This is a genomic window from Clostridium tetanomorphum, from assembly GCF_017873215.1.
GTDB classification, from domain to species: domain Bacteria; phylum Bacillota; class Clostridia; order Clostridiales; family Clostridiaceae; genus Clostridium_AO; species Clostridium_AO tetanomorphum.
Genome location: NZ_JAGGKA010000004.1, coordinates 93,508 through 110,597 on the forward strand (window position 1 = coordinate 93,508; position 17,090 = coordinate 110,597).

Here is a 17,090-nt window from a genome sequence, read left to right on the forward strand (position 1 = left end):
ATTTTCAAATATATTTCAAAATGAAAATTTTTTTATTATTTTATTGCAAAAATAAAAAATACATGTTAAAATTATATATAAATAATAATAAATTTTCAATTGTATATAAAATTTTAAAAAATTGATAGGAGGTGATTGTTTTGAATTTAGATAATGTAGATAAATTAATTGAGAAAAATTTGAAAGAGATAATTGACATAAGAAAAGATATTCATGCACATCCAGAGCTTGGAATGAACGAGCATAGAACTTCTAGGATTATATATGAAAATCTTCAAGGACTAGGATTAAAGATACAACAAGGGATAGGAAATACTGGTGTTGTTGCTCTTTTAGAAGGAACGCAACAGGGAAAAACTATTTTATTAAGAGCAGATATGGATGCTCTTCCTATAAATGAGTTAACTAACCTACCATTTAAATCACAAAATGAAAATATAATGCATGCTTGTGGTCATGACGTACATACTTCAATACTATTAGGAGTAGCAAAGGTATTATCAAATTTTAAAGATGAAATTAAAGGCAATGTAAAGTTTGTATTTCAACCTGCGGAGGAATGTAATCCAACAGGTGGTGCAAATTATATGATTCAGCAAGGAGTTTTAGAAAATCCTAAGGTGGATGCTGCTGTAGCTCTGCATGTATGGGACATGCCGCTAGGGAAAATAGGAATAAAAAAGGGAGCTATGATGGCTCAATCCGATAGAATATATATTAAAGTAAAAGGTAAAAGTGCACATGGTTCAGAGCCTCATGAAGGAGCAGATGCTATTGTAGCAGCAGCTTATGTTACAACAGCATTGCAAACTATAGTAAGTAGAAACATTGATCCTTTAGATAGTGCAGTTGTTACTTTAGGAGTTATAAACGGTGGATATAGATACAATGTAATAGCAGATGAAGTTAAGCTAGAAGGTACTGTAAGAAGTTTTTCACCTGATATAGCCAATTTAATGCCAAGGAAAATTGAAGCTATAATAAAAAATATATGTGCAGCTTTAGATTGTCATTATGAATTTAAATATATAAAGGGATATCCACTTACTTATAATGATGAAAACTTAACTGAAAACGTTATAGAAATTTTAAAACATTCATTAGGAGAAAAAAATATTATTATACCAAGAAAGCCTGCTACTATTGGAGAAGATTTTTCTTTCTTTAATAAATATGTACCCTGTACTTTTATGTGGTTAGGATGCAGAACAGAAATAAATAAAGATTGTTGTATACTTCATAGTCCAAATTTTATATGTGACGAAAAAGCTATTCCTATAGGAATAAAAGCATTATGTAATGTAGCGTTAGAAATTTTAATATAGTAATAGATAACAATTTAAAGAGCAATATTAAAAAAATAAAATATTATAAAAAATATTTAAAGGGGGCAGTTAAAATGATATTAGGTTTACCAGCTATTTTCGGATTTCTACCATTATTAATTTACATTATTATCTCCTTTAAGGGTGCAGATATGCTATGGGTTGTGTTGCTATGTGTTATTATTGGGGCAGTATTGACAGGGCAAACTCCTATAACTTTTGGTAATGCAATAGCTTCAGGAATTGGCTCTTTCTTAGGATTAATTGGATTTATAATCCTTTTAGGAGCAGGACTTGGAGAATTGCTAACTCAAACAGGAGTAGCTCAGAATATAGTTTATCTTGTAATGAAAAAAACTGGAGTTAAAAGCAAAAAACAAGTTATGTTAGCTACTATGTTTGCTTCTACATTGTTGGTAAGTTTATTAGGATCTATGGCAGGAGGTAATGCAATACTTGCACCAATAATTATTCCTATAGTTGCTAGCTTTGGAATAACACCTAGTGCTTTAGGAGTACTTCTACATGGTGCTGGTGCTTCAGGGCTATATATAGGACCATTTGTACCAACGGTTGTAACAACTTTAGGATTAACTGGACTAAGCTATGGACAGTATATGAAATACGCAGGAATACCTGTTTCTTTAATAGTTTTAGTCTCTACTTATTTTGTTGCATTAAAGGTTCAAAAGAATACAGAAGGCAAAGAATCATATGGTAAGGAAGATATGGTTGATACAAGTAATTTTGAACCAGATGCTAGAACTAAAAAAGCCACATTTACATTTGCTGCAATAATGATTTTATCAATTGTATATGGTATTTATGCAAAGGCAGGAGCATCATTTGTTATAACTGTTATGGGAATAACTTCTTTAGCAGTAGGATATATAGCTGGACTAAAACCAGATGAAACTTTAAAAGCTATTGTTAAAGGAAGTTCTAGAATGTACTGGCTGTTTATATTATTTGTTTTATATGATCCGTTCTTAAACTTTGTAACACAATCAGGAGCTTTTGATGCTATAGCTTCATATATAAAGCCGTTAATAAATGCTGGTGGAAAACCTATTTTCATGATACTTACTACATTAATAGGTATATTTGGTGTTTCAGGAGCAGCTGTTGCTCAAGAAAAAGTTGTGCATACAATGTTTTTTCCACTAGTTCAACAACTTAATTTTCCAATGACATTATGGGCTATTGTTTTACTTGTTGGTTCTCAAATCACTTTCTTTGCTTATCCAACTGGAGATATGGTAGGACAGATGGGACTTGCCAGGTCAAAGGACTTAAAGTCTATGGTTAAGAATGGATTGGTAATAACTGTACTTAATCTTTTGTATGTGGCCATAGTAGCATTTCTTTATAGATGGTAACTAGATATAAGGAGGATTGTCATGGATATAAATATATCAATATTACAATTTGATTTAGCTTATGCAAATAAAGAAAAAAACATTGAAATTGTGGAAAGGATATTTAATGAACAACTAAGTGGAAATGAAGATATAGTTGTACTACCAGAAACATGGAATACAGCTTACTCTACAGAAATATTTCATAATATAAATAAATTTGCCGAAGAAAAAGATGGTCACACTATAACAAAAATGAAGGAATGGGCAAAAAAACACAATATTTGGTTAGTAGGTGGATCTATACCAGTAAAACACGGAGAAAAGATATATAATAAATCATTGCTTATAAATAGAGCTAGTGAAATAGTTGGAGAATATGACAAAATGCATTTATATAGTGCTATGGATGAAGATATAGCTTTTCACAATGGTGAAAATATGCCTGTTTTCAATACGGAATTTGGGAATATATCTACCATAACCTGTTATGACATAAGGTATCCGGAGCTTATAAGAACTATATCTTTAAGAGGGGCTAAGGTAATATTTGTTGTAGCTAATTTTCCAAATCCAAAATTAAATCATTGGAGAATATTATTACAGGCTAGAGCTATAGAAAACCAATGCTATATTGTGGCATGTAATAGAGTAGGGTGTGCAAAAGAGAGTTCATATTTTGGTCACTCTATGATAATTAGTCCTTGGGGAGAAGTGGTTTCAGAAGGAGATGACAAAGAAGGTTTTGTAAAAGGAGTCATCAACTTTGAAGAGGTAGACAAGGTTAGAAAAATAATACCTGTTTATAGTGATAGAATACCAAAATATTATCCAGATGATATGTTAAGATAAATATTTTAATAATCGTTATTTAAAGGGGCGAGGGCAATGAGTGATTTTAATAAAATGATAGATAAAATAAAAGAAGAAATAGATAAATTTAAAGGGGTCTGTGGAGTTGTTATTAAAAATGAAAACACAAAAGAATACTATGCATACAATGAAGAAATAGTTTTTCCATCTGCCAGCATTATAAAACTGTCCATACTACTAGAGTTGTTTAAAAGAATTGAAAAGGGAGAATTTAATCTTGAAGATAGTGTGACTATAAGAGAAGAGGACAAAACTGGTGGATTTGGAGTATTAAAAGAGTTAGATTGTAATGTTAATCTAACAATAAAAGATATAGCTACTCTTATGATAATATTAAGTGATAATGTAGCTACAAATAAATTAATAAACATTTTAAACATGGAGTCAATAAATAGTACGGCAAAAGAGTTAGGAATGAAGAGTACTATACTTGGAAGAAAAATGATGGATGGAGATGCTAAAAAAAGAGGATTAGATAATTATACATCCCCTAAAGATACTTTAACAATATTAGAAGCTTATTTAAATCCATCAAAGGTGATAGAGTTATCTCCTGAAAATAGAGAAACTATATTAGATATATTGAAAAAACAACAATGTAACAATAAGCTTCCATTTTTAATGCCAAAGAATGTTTCTTTTGCACATAAAACTGGAGATCTTCCTGGAGTGGAACATGATGCTGGAATACTCTTTTCGCAAGCTGGAACTATTGTCATTGTAGTTTTAACTAAGGATCTAGAGGATAATGCCCATGGAGTACAATTTAATAATAGTATAGGGAAGATAGTTACAAAATATTGCTGTTAATCATGTGGTAAAACAATTATTGCTAGTACATAATATATTATGAATTGGCAATAATTGTTTTGCTATATTATGCAATTTAACATGAATTTAGATATTTTATGGTAACAGCATTTATGATAAAATATATAGAAAGAAAGAGAGGATATTCCATGGAAAATAATATTTTTAATATAATAGAAGAAAAATATTCTTCATTTACAAAGACCTTTAAGTTAATAAGTGATTATATTAAGAAAAATTATTCTAATATTGTATTTTTGTCTATTCAAGAATTAGCAGAAAGTATGGGGGTAAGTACTTCAAGTATAACAAGATATTGTAAAGAATTGGGATATGAAGGTTATTCAGAATTTCAAAAAGCTATCCAACTATTAGTTCAAAAGGACATTACCCCTATGAGAGAAATAAAAAAATCCATTACTGATTTGAGAGACGAAGAAGATATACTAAAAAAGACAATAGAGTTAAACATAGTTGGACTTCAAAATATGTATTCAGAAAACTTAAAAATAGCTTTTCAAAAAGCAGTGGAATTAGTAAGCCAGGGAAAAAGAATATATATAGTAGGAACTAGGTCAACTTTTACAGTTGCATATTATCTTGATTTTATGCTAAGTAGATTTATGGATAATATTATATTGTTGTCACCAGGACAGATGGATGTATATGATAGGATATATGACATAGATGAAAAAGATGTTCTTATCTCTATTAGTTTTTCAAGATATACTAAATTTACTGCAGAAGTAACGGACTTTTTCAAAGATAAAGGATGTCAAATAATTGCTGTAACGGATAGCCATAGTTCACCTGTGGCAGTTAAGGGGAATTGTGTACTGATTTTACAAAATAGTTCAAGCACTTATTCATACGCAGCAGCTATGACTGCTTTGAATGCTTTAGTTACAGCGGTAGGAGCTAAGAATAAAGAAAAAACTCTTATTAAAATGAATGAAAAAGAAAAAAATTGTTTTGAAAATGGCATATATGTTTAAATTAATTAATAGGGACGGTTATCAACTTTTTAGTTTTTATGCAAATGTTTTAAGGGAAAGTTGAACCGTCCTTTGTGTTACCTAATATTATTTTATAATTAGTATTAAGTGATGTATAATAGACGGTAGTAGTATATAATATAAAAGAATATTGTGAGTAATATAAAAATTTTAATTAATTATATAAAATAGCTGTCTTATGCAGATATTATGATTGTAGGGGAAAATTATATGTTTTTATTTAAGGTGTAGGAGGAGATATTAATGGTAGATGAGGGAAAAGTAAAAGAAGCAGTAAGGATGATTTTAGAAGCTATAGGGGAAGATCCAAGTAGAGAGGGACTTTTAGAAACCCCTGACAGAATAGCTAGGATGTATAGTGAAATATTTTCAGGCATAGGGAAAGACGCATCAGAGCATTTAAAAAAGAATTTTACAATAGAGAGAGATGATTTAGTAATAGAAAAGGATATAATATTTTATTCTATGTGTGAGCACCATCTTGTACCTTTCTATGGTAAGGTTAATATAGCATATGTTCCAAATGGGAAAGTAGCAGGACTTTCAAAACTAGCGAGATGCGTTGAAGTGTATGCAAGAAAGCCTCAATTACAAGAAAGATTAACTAGTGAAATAGCGGATGCTCTTTATGAACACTTAGGAGCACAGGGAGTTATGGTAGTTATAGAAGCAGAACATATGTGTATGACTATGAGAGGAGTTAGAAAGCCAGGCACAAAAACAGTAACTTCAACCTATAGAGGAATTTTTAAAGAAGATAATGACTTAAGAGATGAGGTATTAAGATTCATAGGTAAGTGATAAGGAGCAAAGTATGGAAAGTAATTTATATAAGGTAAATAAAATACTTAATAACAAAAAATATAAAGAATATATTAAAAAGAATAATGAATATGAAAAAAATAGAGAGTTTTGCAAACATAATTTAGATCATTTTTTAGATGTAGCTAGAATTGCTTATATAATTTGTTTAGAAAAGGGATTAAATTATTCTAAGGAGGTTATATATGCTATAGCCATTTTACATGACATAGGAAGATGGATGCAGTATGAAAAAGACATTCCTCATGAGCAGGCTAGTGAAATTTTAGCCAAGGAACTTTTATGTGAAGCAGAATTTTCAGAGCATGAAAAAAGTCTTATACTTCAAGCTATACTTTCTCATAGAAAAAATGGAGAAGAAGAATTAAATTCTATAATATATAAAAGTGACAAGCTTTCAAGAAAATGTTTTGCTTGTAGTGCAGAGCCAAAATGTAACTGGAACAAAGATAAGAAAAATTTTAATATAGTATATTAGTTAGGAGGCAGCAAAATGAAAATAGGAAATAAAGAATTTAATATAGGCAAAAGAACTTATATAATGGGTATATTAAATGTAACTCCAGATTCTTTTTCAGATGGAGGAAAATTTAATGATCTAAAAAGAGCAGTGCAGCATGTAGAAGAGATGATAAATGAAGGAGCAGACATAATTGATATTGGTGGGGAATCCACAAGACCAAAGCATACTCCAGTAGAGGAGGAAGAAGAAATAAATAGGGTAATCCCTATAATAAAAGAAATTAGAAAGCATTTTGATATACCTATTTCTATAGATACATATAAAGGCAAGGTTGCAGAACTTGCCATAGATGCTGGAGCGAACCTTATAAATGATGTTTGGGGTTTTAAAAAAGATCCTTATATTGCTGAAGTTGCTGCAAAATATGATGTGCCTTGTTGTTTAATGCACAATAGAAATAATACTGAATATAAAGATATAATGGAAGATATGCTTAAAGATTTACAGAAATCTATAGATATAGCGCAAAAATCAGGAGTTAAAAAAGAAAACATAATTTTAGATCCAGGTATAGGCTTTGCCAAAACTTATGAGCAAAATCTTTATGTTATGAATAATTTAGAAAGATTAGGGGAATTGGGTTACCCAGTTCTTTTAGGAACTTCAAGAAAATCAACTATAGGAACTACTTTAAATTTACCTCCAAATGAAAGAGTAGAAGGAACTGTAGCAACTACTGTTATAGGAATTATGAAAAATTGTGATTTTGTAAGAGTACATGATGTATTAGAAAATAAAAGAGCAGCAATTATGACTGATGCTATAATAAGAAGAAAATAGGTGATACTTTTGGATAAAATAATAGTAAAAGACTTTGAAATATTTGCCAATCATGGAGTTTTTGGAGAAGAGAAAGTTTTAGGACAAAAATTTATAGTTTCTTTGGAGCTACAGGTATCCACTAGAGAAGCAGCTTTAACAGGAGACTTAACTAAATCTGTACACTATGGAGAGCTATGTCATAAAATAGAAAAAGAAATACAAAAGGAAAGCTATGATTTAATAGAAACTGTGGCAGAAAAAATTGCAGAGTTTGTGTTAATAGAATATCCATTAGTTAAAGGGGTTAAGGTAAATTTAAAGAAACCTTGGGCACCTATTTTAAGACATTTAGAATATGTAGCTGTAGAAATATATAGAAAGAGAAGCAGAGCTTTTATAGCCTTAGGATCTAACATGGGAGATAAAGAAAAAAATCTTTTAGATGCTATAGAAAAAATAAAGGATTCTAATCATACACAGGTGAAGAAGGTGTCATCTTTCATAACTACTGAGCCTTGGGGATATCTTGACCAAGAGGAATTTTTAAATGGAGCTATTGAAGTAGATACTATATTACAGCCTAAGGAACTTGTAAGATTTTTATTGAATATAGAAGAAGAGCTAAAAAGAAAAAGAGTAATAAAATGGGGCCCTAGAACCATAGATTTAGATGTGGTTTTGTATGATGATTTAATAACAGAAGATGAAGAGATTTTACTTCCACATCCAAGAATGCAGGATAGAATGTTTGTACTAGAGCCTTTAGCAGAAATAGCTCCCTATATAGTGCATCCACTGTTACATAAAAGAGTAATTCAGCTTAAGGAAGAACTGCAAAATAGGGAGGAAGCATAATAATGGAAAGAAACTTAGAAGAATATAAAGGAAAGATATTTAGACATTTTAAAGGGGATTTATATTTATTAATTGATATTGTAATTCATTCTGAGACAAGGGAAAAATTAGTTATATACAAAGCACTTTATGACTCTTGTGGTGTTTTTGCAAGACCTTATAATATGTTTAATGAAGAAGTGCCCAAGAAAAAAGAAAATCCAACAGGTCAAAAATATAGATTTGAGTATGTGGAAATCGAAAGTGTAAAAAATAAATAATAGTACTAACAATGCAGAAACTACATATGCTATTATGATATTAAATAATGGAGGATTGTAATGAGTGAAGTAGTAAATGCATTAGGAAAAGGAGGACACTTTATTATTCCTATAGTTATCTTGATTATAATCATTTTAACTTGTTGGAAAAAGGTACCCGCAGATAAGGCTATGGTAATCACTGGAATAAAAAAGAGAGTTTTATCTGGTAAAGGTGGCATAATGATACCTTTTTTAGAAACAGGCTGTTCTATTTCTTTAGAGAATATTTCTATGACAACAGATGTTAATGAAGCACCTTCGAAACAAGGTATTTTTGTTAATATTGTAGGTACTGCAGTGGTGAAGGTTGAAAATGAAGAGGAGAGCATATTAAAAGCTGTGGAACAGTTCTGTACTGGAAATGAGGAGAATACTGTTAGAGTTATTAGTGGTATTGTAGAACAAATACTAGAAGGAAAGTTAAGAGGCATTATCTCTACTTTAACTGTTGAACAAATTAACGAAGATAGGGCTACCTTTGAGGAAAGAATTGAAGCAGATATACGAAAAGAATTAAATTCCATGGGATTATTACTTGTATCTTATAGTATTTTAAAGATTTCAACTCAGGGGGGATACTTAGAAAGTCGTGCCACCCCTCAAATCGCTCAAGCTAAATCAGATGCTGATATAGCTACAGCGGAAAGAAAAAGAGATACAGATATAAAGACAGCTAATGCAAATAGGGAAGGACAAAAAGCTAAATTAAATGCTGATGCAGAAATTGCTGCCAGTGAAAGAGATAAAGAAATAAAGTTACAGGGCTATCGTGCAGAACAGGATAAAGCAAAGGCTAATGCAGACGTTGCTTATAAGTTACAGGAGATAGAAAATAACGGTAAAATAGCAGATCAAAATGCTGAACTGGCTGAAAAAAATGCCTTAGTGGTTGAAAAAGAATTAATTGCAAAGATTAAGAAACCAGCAGATGCAAAGAAGTATGAGACAGAGGTAAATGCGGAGGCTGCTAAAATTAAATATATTAAAGAAGCAGAAGCACAAGCTGAATCAATTAAAATTAAGGCAATGGCAGAGGCTGAGGCTAAGAGGATTGAAGCAAAAGCGGATGCAGAAGCTATAAGATTAAAGGGTATGGCAGAAGCGGATACCATAAAAGCAAAAGGTATAGCAGAGGCTGAGGCAAAGGATAAACTTGCAGAGGCCATGTCCAAGTATGGTGAGGCTGCAGTAGTAGAACTAATTGTAAGCAGATTACCAGAAGTTATGAGGGAAGTTTCTAGACCTATTGAGCAGGTAGACAAGATTACTGTCATAGATAATGGCGGTTCACAAGGTGCTTCAAGGGTTTCGAAAATAGTAACTGATGTAGCTGCTAATGGGTTTCAAGTAGTAAAAGATATAACGGGCTTAGATATATCGGAAATGATAACGAGTATTGGTAATAAGGATACTGCTAAAAAGGAAGAGGATGAGCTCATAAAGCCTGTAGAAGATACAGATGTTTTAGAAAAAGAGGAAGATGTTAAAATTTAACATAAAAGGTAAGATAAAATTTGCGTTGCAAGATTTGAGAATAAAATTGTAACGCAATTTTATTTATATATTATTAGAGACAGTTAATAAGTTTTGTGCTTTTAGACAATCAATTTAATAAAAAGTTGATAACCGTCCCTACGTATACTTAGATTATAACTATCTCTAAAGAAATGAATTGCAAAATTATTGATAACTTTCTTTATATACATATAATATAAATGAGGACGTGATTATATATGGAAGAGTTAAATAATATAAACATATTAATAGTAGAAGATGACAAAGAGATAAATAATTTAATAAAAACAGCATTAACTAAAGATGGATTTAATATAGTACAAGCTTTTGATGGAATGGATGGATTTGCAAAATATAAATCCATAGATTTTAGTATTATAATTTTAGATATAATGCTTCCTTATGTGGATGGCATGGAAATTATGAAAAAGATAAGAGAAGAAAGCGTAATACCAATTATTATATTGTCTGCTAAGGTGGAAGAGTCTGACAGAATAATAGGACTTGGGTTGGGGGCTGATGATTATATAGTAAAGCCTTTTTTTGTAGGAGAGTTAGTAGCTAGGGTAAAATCACAGCTTAGAAGATATATTAGTTTTCATAAGAATGAGAAAATAGTAAGTATCATTAAAAAAGGAAATATAACTTTAGATTTAGACAATTATTGTGCTTACAAAAAAGAAGAAAAGATAATTTTAACAGCAAAAGAGTTTGAATTACTAAAATTGTTTTTTACAAATCCTAATAGGGTATTTACAAAGATGCAGATATTTGAAAATGTATGGAATGAAGAATATATGGGGGATGACAATACTGTAATGGTTCATATAAGAAGGCTTAGAAATAAAATAGAAAATAACCCTAATAAACCCGAGTATATACTAACTGTATGGGGGATTGGATATAAATTAGGAGATATAGAATGAGTGAGAACATATTAATAGGTATAATAATAATTTTAGTTCTGATTATTATAAATTTAAATAGAAATATATATATTATTTCTCAGGTAATAAAAAATATTGGACAAGGAAATTATAATGAAAGAATAAGAATTCAAAATAATAACAAATATTTAAATAGTTTAATAGAAAATTTAAATTACTTAGTAGATAAGTTTCAAAATGTAATGAAATTAAATAAAGAATATGAAGAGGAAAGAAAAAAGATGATATCAAATATATCCCATGATTTAAGAACGCCACTTACATCTTTATTGGGATATATAGAGTTCATGAAGGATAATAAAAACTTAAGTGAAGAAGAAAGAGAAGAGTATATAGATATAATCCAAAACAAAGGAGAAAATTTAAGAAGTTTAATGAATGAATTTTTTCAGTTATCCAAGTTGGACTCAAATGATATTAAATTGGATATTAAAGAAATTAATTTATCAGAAATTATAAGGCAAAATATAATTTTATTTTATAATGACTTCAATAAAAAGGAAATAGAGCCGGTAATAGATTTACCTGATGAGGATATATACGCTATGGGAGATAAGAAAGCAGTAGAAAGAATCCTTAATAACCTTATATCTAATGCTATTAAATATGGATATGAAGGGAAAAGCATAGGAGTTAATCTAAAGTGTAATGAAGAAAATGTACAAATAATTGTATGGGATAAAGGTAAAGGAATACCAAAGGAAAATTTATCGTCAATATTTGAGAGATTACATACATTAGAAAAATCCAGAAATAAAACTCTTCAAGGAAGCGGATTAGGACTTACTATAGTTAAAAAGCTTGTAGAAATGCAAAACGGAACTATAACTGCAAAAAGTACTTCTTATAAAAAAACTGAATTTATATTTACTTTGCCTAGCATTTAAGAAATATGTAAGAAATGTGTAAAGGTTATGTAAGGACTATGTTCTATACTTACAGCATAGTTCTTTTTCTTTTGAAAATTTTGGGAGAGGTGATTTTATGGAGCAGGTACTTAGAACTTATAATTTAACTAAAACTTATAAAAATGTAAATGCAGTGGATAATTTAAATATAAATGTAGGCAAGGGAGATATTTATGGATTTCTTGGAAAAAATGGAGCAGGAAAAACTACTACTATAAAAATGATTATGGGACTTTTAAAGGTTAGCAGTGGGGAAATAGAACTATTTGGGAATAAAATTTTAGATAACAAATGTTATGGAAGAATAGGATCTTTAATAGATTATCCAGGTTTTTATTTAAATCTTACTGGAGAAGAAAATTTAGAGATACATAGAAGAATGATAGGGTTTCCAGGAAAGGATAGTATACATAATGCTTTAGAAATGGTAGGACTTAAAAATATAGAGAGAAAAAAGGTTAAGAATTTCTCTTTAGGAATGAAACAGAGACTGGGAATTGCAAGAGCACTGTTACATCATCCAGAATTTTTAATATTAGATGAACCAACTAATGGATTAGATCCTATTGGTATAAAGGAAATAAGGGATCTTATACTTAATTTAAATAAAAAGTATGAAATAACAGTTCTTATTTCCAGCCATATTTTAAGCGAAGTACAGCTTTTAGCTACCAAAATAGGAATAATACATAAAGGAAGACTTCTTGAAGAAATAAGCTACGATGAGTTACAGAAGAGAAATAGGCATTATATACAATTGAAGGTGGACAACGATAAAAAAGCTTCATTTTTACTTGAAAAAAATCTAGAGATAAATGATTATGTAATATGGGAAGATGGGATAATAAGAGTATATGAGAAGTTAAATGAAGGGGGAAATATAAACAAAACGTTAGTATCAAATGATGTAAGAGTGGAGGAGATATATGTAACAGTGGATAATTTAGAGGACTATTTTATAAGATTAACAGGAGGGGAAAGTTATGTATAATGCTATTTATTGTGAATTTCTAAAAATAAAAAGATCACCTATTTTTTTAGTGCTAATAATAGGAGCATTAGCTGAACCCTTACTTATGCTTTGGGGACAAATATTTAGACGAGATATTGTAGAGTGGGACAGCTATATGGGAAATATAGAGGCTATGACATTTTTAGTTGTGGGCTTATTACTATTTACTTTAGTAGCTTCTTATATTTACACTAGGGAGTTTACAGAAAGAGTTGCATATACTACATATGCATATCCATTAAGTAAGACTAAAGTTTTTATATGCAAGTTAATAACTGTATTTGCTTGTATAGCTTTTGTGTATATATTTCAATTCGTAGCAATACTTATTACAGGAAGTATTATAGATCATGAACCTTTAGCAAAAGATTTCTTAATATTAAATATAAAAATATATTGTTATTCAATGTTATTTCAATTTACAATAGCACCATTAGGAATACTTATGGGTAGTATAAGTAGAAATTTAATAGTGCCAATGGCTTATAGTGTTATAGGAACTATAGTGACTATATCTATAGCAGAGTTTAATGAGGGTAATATATATTTTCCTTTGTATTATCCAGCTATGCCCGTAATGTCAGCTGCGAAGAATAATATGAGGATAGTTATAAATAATCAATCTATAGTTATTGCTGTAGTGTTTTTTATAATAACTTTTACTATTTGTATAATTTATTATGAAAGAAGTGATATTTACTAGAAAGGATAAATATGGTAGCATAAATTTGAGGAGATGATAAAATGAAAAAAAGACATATTTTACTTATAACTATATTATTTATTATAGGTATTGTAATTACAGGGTGTAAAAGTAAATATGCAGCGGCTCCAGGAAATAGAGAAGAGAAATGGACAAAGGATATAGACTATTTATCGAAACAGCTACCCAAAAAGCATAAAAATTTATTCTTTAGTTTAACTAAGGAAAAGTTTAATAAAGAAATAGAAGAACTTAAAGAAGCAGTACCAAAAATGAATGATGATGAAGTAAAAATAGGTATATATAAAATAGTTGCTTCTGTGAAGGATGGACATACCTCAGCTTATTTACATTACAATAAACTGTATCCAATAAGTTTGTATTGGTTTAAAGAAGGAATATATGTGACAAGTACTATACCAGAGTATAAACATATAATGAATTGCAAATTAGTTAAAATTAACGGAAAAAATATAGAAAAAGTGGCAGAAGAAGTTGCCAAAGTTATATCACATGAAAATGATGCACAGCCTAAAAGTATGATTCCTAGATTTGTAACTATGCCAGATATACTTCATGGATTAAAAATTATAAATAATAGAGAAAAAGCTACATTTACATTTCAGAACTCAGAGAACAAAATCATTAATGTGGATATAAAAGAAATGGAATTTGATGAGGAAAGTAAGAAGTTATTTATAAATAATTATAATGACAAAAATATTCCATTATATATGAAAAATAGAAATAAAAACTATTGGTTTGAATATTTAAAGGATAAAAACACACTATATTTTAAATATAACGCATGTATGGAGATGAAAGAAAAACCATTTAAACAGTTCTCAAAAGAATTATTAGAAGTATTGGATAAAAATAATGTAGACAAGTTAATTGTAGATATGAGAGATAATGGTGGAGGAAATTCATCAATACTAACCCCATTTATAGAAGAAGTTAAAAAGCTTAATATAAATGATAAAGATAAATTATTTGTTATTGTTGGAAGAAGAACATTTTCATCAGCTGTATTGAATTCAATAGATTTTAGAAACGAGACTAAGGCAACTTTTGTTGGGGAACCTACAGGAGGTAAGCCAAATCATTATGGTGAAGTGAAGAATTTTCAACTACCAAATACAAAGATGAAAGTTAGTTACTCTACAAAATATTTTACAACTTCAAAAGAGGATACTCCATCTTTTATGCCAGATAAAATAATAGAACCTTCAATTCTAGATTTTATAGATAAAGAGGACTCAGTACTTCAAAGCATAATAGGAAAATAATTAAAAGTTAAATTTTAAATCTTAAATAAGAAAGGAAGATAAAATGATGAATTATCAAATTGAAGATTTCAAAGAATTCGTCATCACCAGAAAAATATGATCAGCTATTGCTGATTATATAAAGTATTGCAAAAATAAAGTTAGGAAATTAAGGAATTAGGGACGGTTAACAATTTTTAAGCTTTTAGACAAGGCTTTTAGAGAAATGTTGATAACCGTCCCTAGCTTTCTAGCTTTTTAATAAATTATAAATAGGGTATAATTATTATATAATGTTAATTTAAATGAAATAATAAAATTTTAATTTTTATATCAAATAGGAACCAGGAGAGGTGAACTCTAGTGAAAAGAATCCCTTATGGAATTTCTAACTTTGAAGTTCTAAGAGAAAAAAATTATATTTATGTGGATAAAACATCATATATAGAAATATTAGATATATATGCTCCTTATCAATTTTTTATAAGACCAAGAAGATTTGGTAAAAGCTTATTTTTGTCTATGATGGAAAGCTATTATGATATAAATAGTAAAGATAAGTTTGCAAAATTGTTTGGTGAACTTTATATAGGAAAGAATCCTACGGAAGAAAGAAATAAATATGTGGTTTGGAAAATCAGTTTTGCTGGAGTAGATTCAGGGCATGGAGAAGAGAAGCTGAGAAAGAGTTTTAATCAAAAAGTAAGATTGTCAGCACAAGATTTTGTAAATAGATATTGTAATTTATTAAAAGAAATTAATATACCGGAAGAAATAAATTCAGCAGAAATAATAGTAGAATATATAAAAATGATTACGAAAACAAATAATTTAAAAGTATTTGTTCTAATAGATGAATACGATAATTTCGCTAATGAATTAATTACAGGTGGAAATCAAAATACTTATCATGGTATATTGCATGGTGAGGGATTTGTAAAGTCTTTTTATAAAGCATTAAAGGATGCCACAGCAGATAATTTTGAAAGAATATTTATGACAGGTGTAAGTCCAATAATGCTAGATGATTTAACCAGCGGATTTAATATAACAAGAAACTATACATTAGACAGAAGAGTTAATTCAATGCTTGGATTTACTGAAGAAGAACTATTAAACATTATGAAGGAGCTAGGAATAAATGATGAAAAAAATAAAAATACTCTATTTAAAGATATGAGGGATTACTATAATGGTTATAGATTTAATGAAAAGTCAGAAACTGTTTTTAACCCAGATATGACTATGTATTTTCTCGATGAGTATTTAGCTTACAATGAATATCCAAAAGAAATGATAGATAATAATGTAAGAACGGATTATGGTAGAATAAATAGAATAGCTATGAATTTTAAAGATGAAACTATAATAGATGATATAATGAGCAAAGGCGAGGTAAAGACTAGATTAGTAGAGAAATTTAATTTAAGCACTATGTATGATAATAAGGAAAATTTTAAATCTCTGTTATTTTATCTTGGAATGCTTACAATAAAATCAGTAGAGGCAAGTTATATTACATTGGGTATTCCTAACTATGTTATAAAGAACATATATTGGGAAGAATTTTATGAAATTATAAATAAAAACGTAAGTATTGATAATAGTAAAATTTTTTATAGTATATCTGAAATGAGAAATGGAAATATTGCAAGTCTAATTGTAGAACTTAAAACCATTTTAAGAGAGTTATCTAATAGAGATTTAATGAAATTCGATGAAAAGTATATAAAGATGATTTTACTTACTCTTTTTGCAATAGATGATACCTATATAATACAGAGTGAATATGAAAATAATAATGGATATGCAGATATATATCTAAGAACTAAAATTCAGTTTAAGCAGTGTACAAAATATGAATGGCTTATAGAATTGAAATATATAAAAGAAGGAGAAAAAAGTTCTTTAGAAAAGGTAAAAGAGCAGGGATTAAAACAAATAGAAAGATATAAAACCAGCAAGATAGTTTCTCAAAATGTAAATAAAAATAGAATAAAAACTGCTCTTATTATAGTTGTTGGAAAAAATGAGGTATATGTTTTTTAAATATGGAAATCTAAAATAACCATGTACTTAAAACAATTAGGT

At 29.1% G+C, this 17,090-nt stretch carries 17 protein-coding genes; all 17 read left to right on the forward strand.

Annotation, left to right across the window (positions count from 1 at the left end; genetic code table 11):
• Positions 1 to 140: 140 nt before the first annotated feature.
• The 17 genes from J2Z24_RS05195 (at position 141) to J2Z24_RS05275 (ending at position 17,048) form a co-directional block, all read left to right on the forward strand.
• A complete protein-coding gene (locus tag J2Z24_RS05195) occupies positions 141 to 1,325 on the forward strand; it encodes a M20 metallopeptidase family protein (RefSeq protein ID WP_035149555.1) in 1,185 nt (394 codons plus the stop codon).
• Positions 1,326 to 1,399: 74 nt separating this feature from the next.
• Positions 1,400 to 2,704, forward strand: a complete 1,305-nt coding sequence (locus J2Z24_RS05200) for a GntT/GntP/DsdX family permease (RefSeq protein WP_035149553.1) — start codon at positions 1,400 to 1,402, stop codon at positions 2,702 to 2,704.
• Positions 2,705 to 2,725: 21 nt separating this feature from the next.
• Positions 2,726 to 3,535 carry a carbon-nitrogen family hydrolase gene (locus J2Z24_RS05205; RefSeq protein ID WP_035149551.1) on the forward strand — a complete coding sequence of 270 codons (810 nt, stop codon included), beginning with the start codon at positions 2,726 to 2,728 and terminating at the stop codon, positions 3,533 to 3,535.
• 36 nt (positions 3,536 to 3,571) lie between these two features.
• Positions 3,572 to 4,366 carry a serine hydrolase gene (locus tag J2Z24_RS05210; protein WP_051593352.1) on the forward strand — a complete coding sequence of 265 codons (795 nt, stop codon included), beginning with the start codon at positions 3,572 to 3,574 and terminating at the stop codon, positions 4,364 to 4,366.
• A 149-nt stretch (positions 4,367 to 4,515) separates the two neighbouring features.
• Positions 4,516 to 5,361 carry a MurR/RpiR family transcriptional regulator gene (locus J2Z24_RS05215; RefSeq protein WP_035149548.1) on the forward strand — a complete coding sequence of 282 codons (846 nt, stop codon included), beginning with the start codon at positions 4,516 to 4,518 and terminating at the stop codon, positions 5,359 to 5,361.
• A 264-nt stretch (positions 5,362 to 5,625) separates the two neighbouring features.
• Positions 5,626 to 6,183 (forward strand): GTP cyclohydrolase I FolE, encoded by a 558-nt coding sequence (gene folE / locus J2Z24_RS05220; protein WP_035149546.1) that lies wholly within the window; start codon positions 5,626 to 5,628, stop codon positions 6,181 to 6,183.
• Between the two features lie 13 nt (positions 6,184 to 6,196).
• Positions 6,197 to 6,682: an HD domain-containing protein gene (locus tag J2Z24_RS05225; RefSeq protein WP_035149545.1), complete on the forward strand. Its 486-nt coding sequence runs from the start codon at positions 6,197 to 6,199 to the stop codon at positions 6,680 to 6,682.
• Between the two features lie 15 nt (positions 6,683 to 6,697).
• Positions 6,698 to 7,507 carry a dihydropteroate synthase gene (folP, locus tag J2Z24_RS05230; protein WP_035149542.1) on the forward strand — a complete coding sequence of 270 codons (810 nt, stop codon included), beginning with the start codon at positions 6,698 to 6,700 and terminating at the stop codon, positions 7,505 to 7,507.
• 9 nt (positions 7,508 to 7,516) lie between these two features.
• The gene (folK, locus tag J2Z24_RS05235; protein ID WP_035149610.1) at positions 7,517 to 8,344 is read left to right on the forward strand and encodes a 2-amino-4-hydroxy-6-hydroxymethyldihydropteridine diphosphokinase; all 828 of its coding nucleotides are present in this window, start codon (positions 7,517 to 7,519) and stop codon (positions 8,342 to 8,344) included.
• 2 nt (positions 8,345 to 8,346) lie between these two features.
• Positions 8,347 to 8,604 carry a DUF1653 domain-containing protein gene (locus tag J2Z24_RS05240; RefSeq protein WP_035149540.1) on the forward strand — a complete coding sequence of 86 codons (258 nt, stop codon included), beginning with the start codon at positions 8,347 to 8,349 and terminating at the stop codon, positions 8,602 to 8,604.
• Positions 8,605 to 8,664: 60 nt separating this feature from the next.
• Complete coding sequence (locus tag J2Z24_RS05245) at positions 8,665 to 10,140, forward strand: flotillin family protein (RefSeq protein ID WP_051593351.1); 1,476 nt, start codon at positions 8,665 to 8,667, stop codon at positions 10,138 to 10,140.
• Positions 10,141 to 10,379: 239 nt separating this feature from the next.
• The gene (locus J2Z24_RS05250; protein ID WP_035149537.1) at positions 10,380 to 11,087 is read left to right on the forward strand and encodes a response regulator transcription factor; all 708 of its coding nucleotides are present in this window, start codon (positions 10,380 to 10,382) and stop codon (positions 11,085 to 11,087) included.
• Positions 11,084 to 11,995, forward strand: coding sequence for a sensor histidine kinase (locus J2Z24_RS05255; RefSeq protein ID WP_035149536.1), 912 nt, complete (start codon positions 11,084 to 11,086; stop codon positions 11,993 to 11,995). Before J2Z24_RS05250 ends, J2Z24_RS05255 begins: the two co-directional genes overlap by 4 nt.
• 97 nt (positions 11,996 to 12,092) lie before the next feature.
• Positions 12,093 to 13,007, forward strand: coding sequence for an ABC transporter ATP-binding protein (locus J2Z24_RS05260; protein ID WP_035149534.1), 915 nt, complete (start codon positions 12,093 to 12,095; stop codon positions 13,005 to 13,007).
• On the forward strand, positions 13,000 to 13,731 hold the full coding sequence (locus J2Z24_RS05265; RefSeq protein WP_035149532.1) for an ABC transporter permease: 732 nt from the start codon (positions 13,000 to 13,002) through the stop codon (positions 13,729 to 13,731). Before J2Z24_RS05260 ends, J2Z24_RS05265 begins: the two co-directional genes overlap by 8 nt.
• A 41-nt stretch (positions 13,732 to 13,772) precedes the next feature.
• Positions 13,773 to 15,020 (forward strand): S41 family peptidase, encoded by a 1,248-nt coding sequence (locus tag J2Z24_RS05270; RefSeq protein WP_035149529.1) that lies wholly within the window; start codon positions 13,773 to 13,775, stop codon positions 15,018 to 15,020.
• Between the two features lie 342 nt (positions 15,021 to 15,362).
• Entirely contained in the window at positions 15,363 to 17,048 is a 1,686-nt protein-coding gene (locus J2Z24_RS05275; RefSeq protein ID WP_035149527.1) for a PD-(D/E)XK nuclease domain-containing ATP-binding protein, read from the forward strand.
• Positions 17,049 to 17,090: the final 42 nt, after the last annotated feature.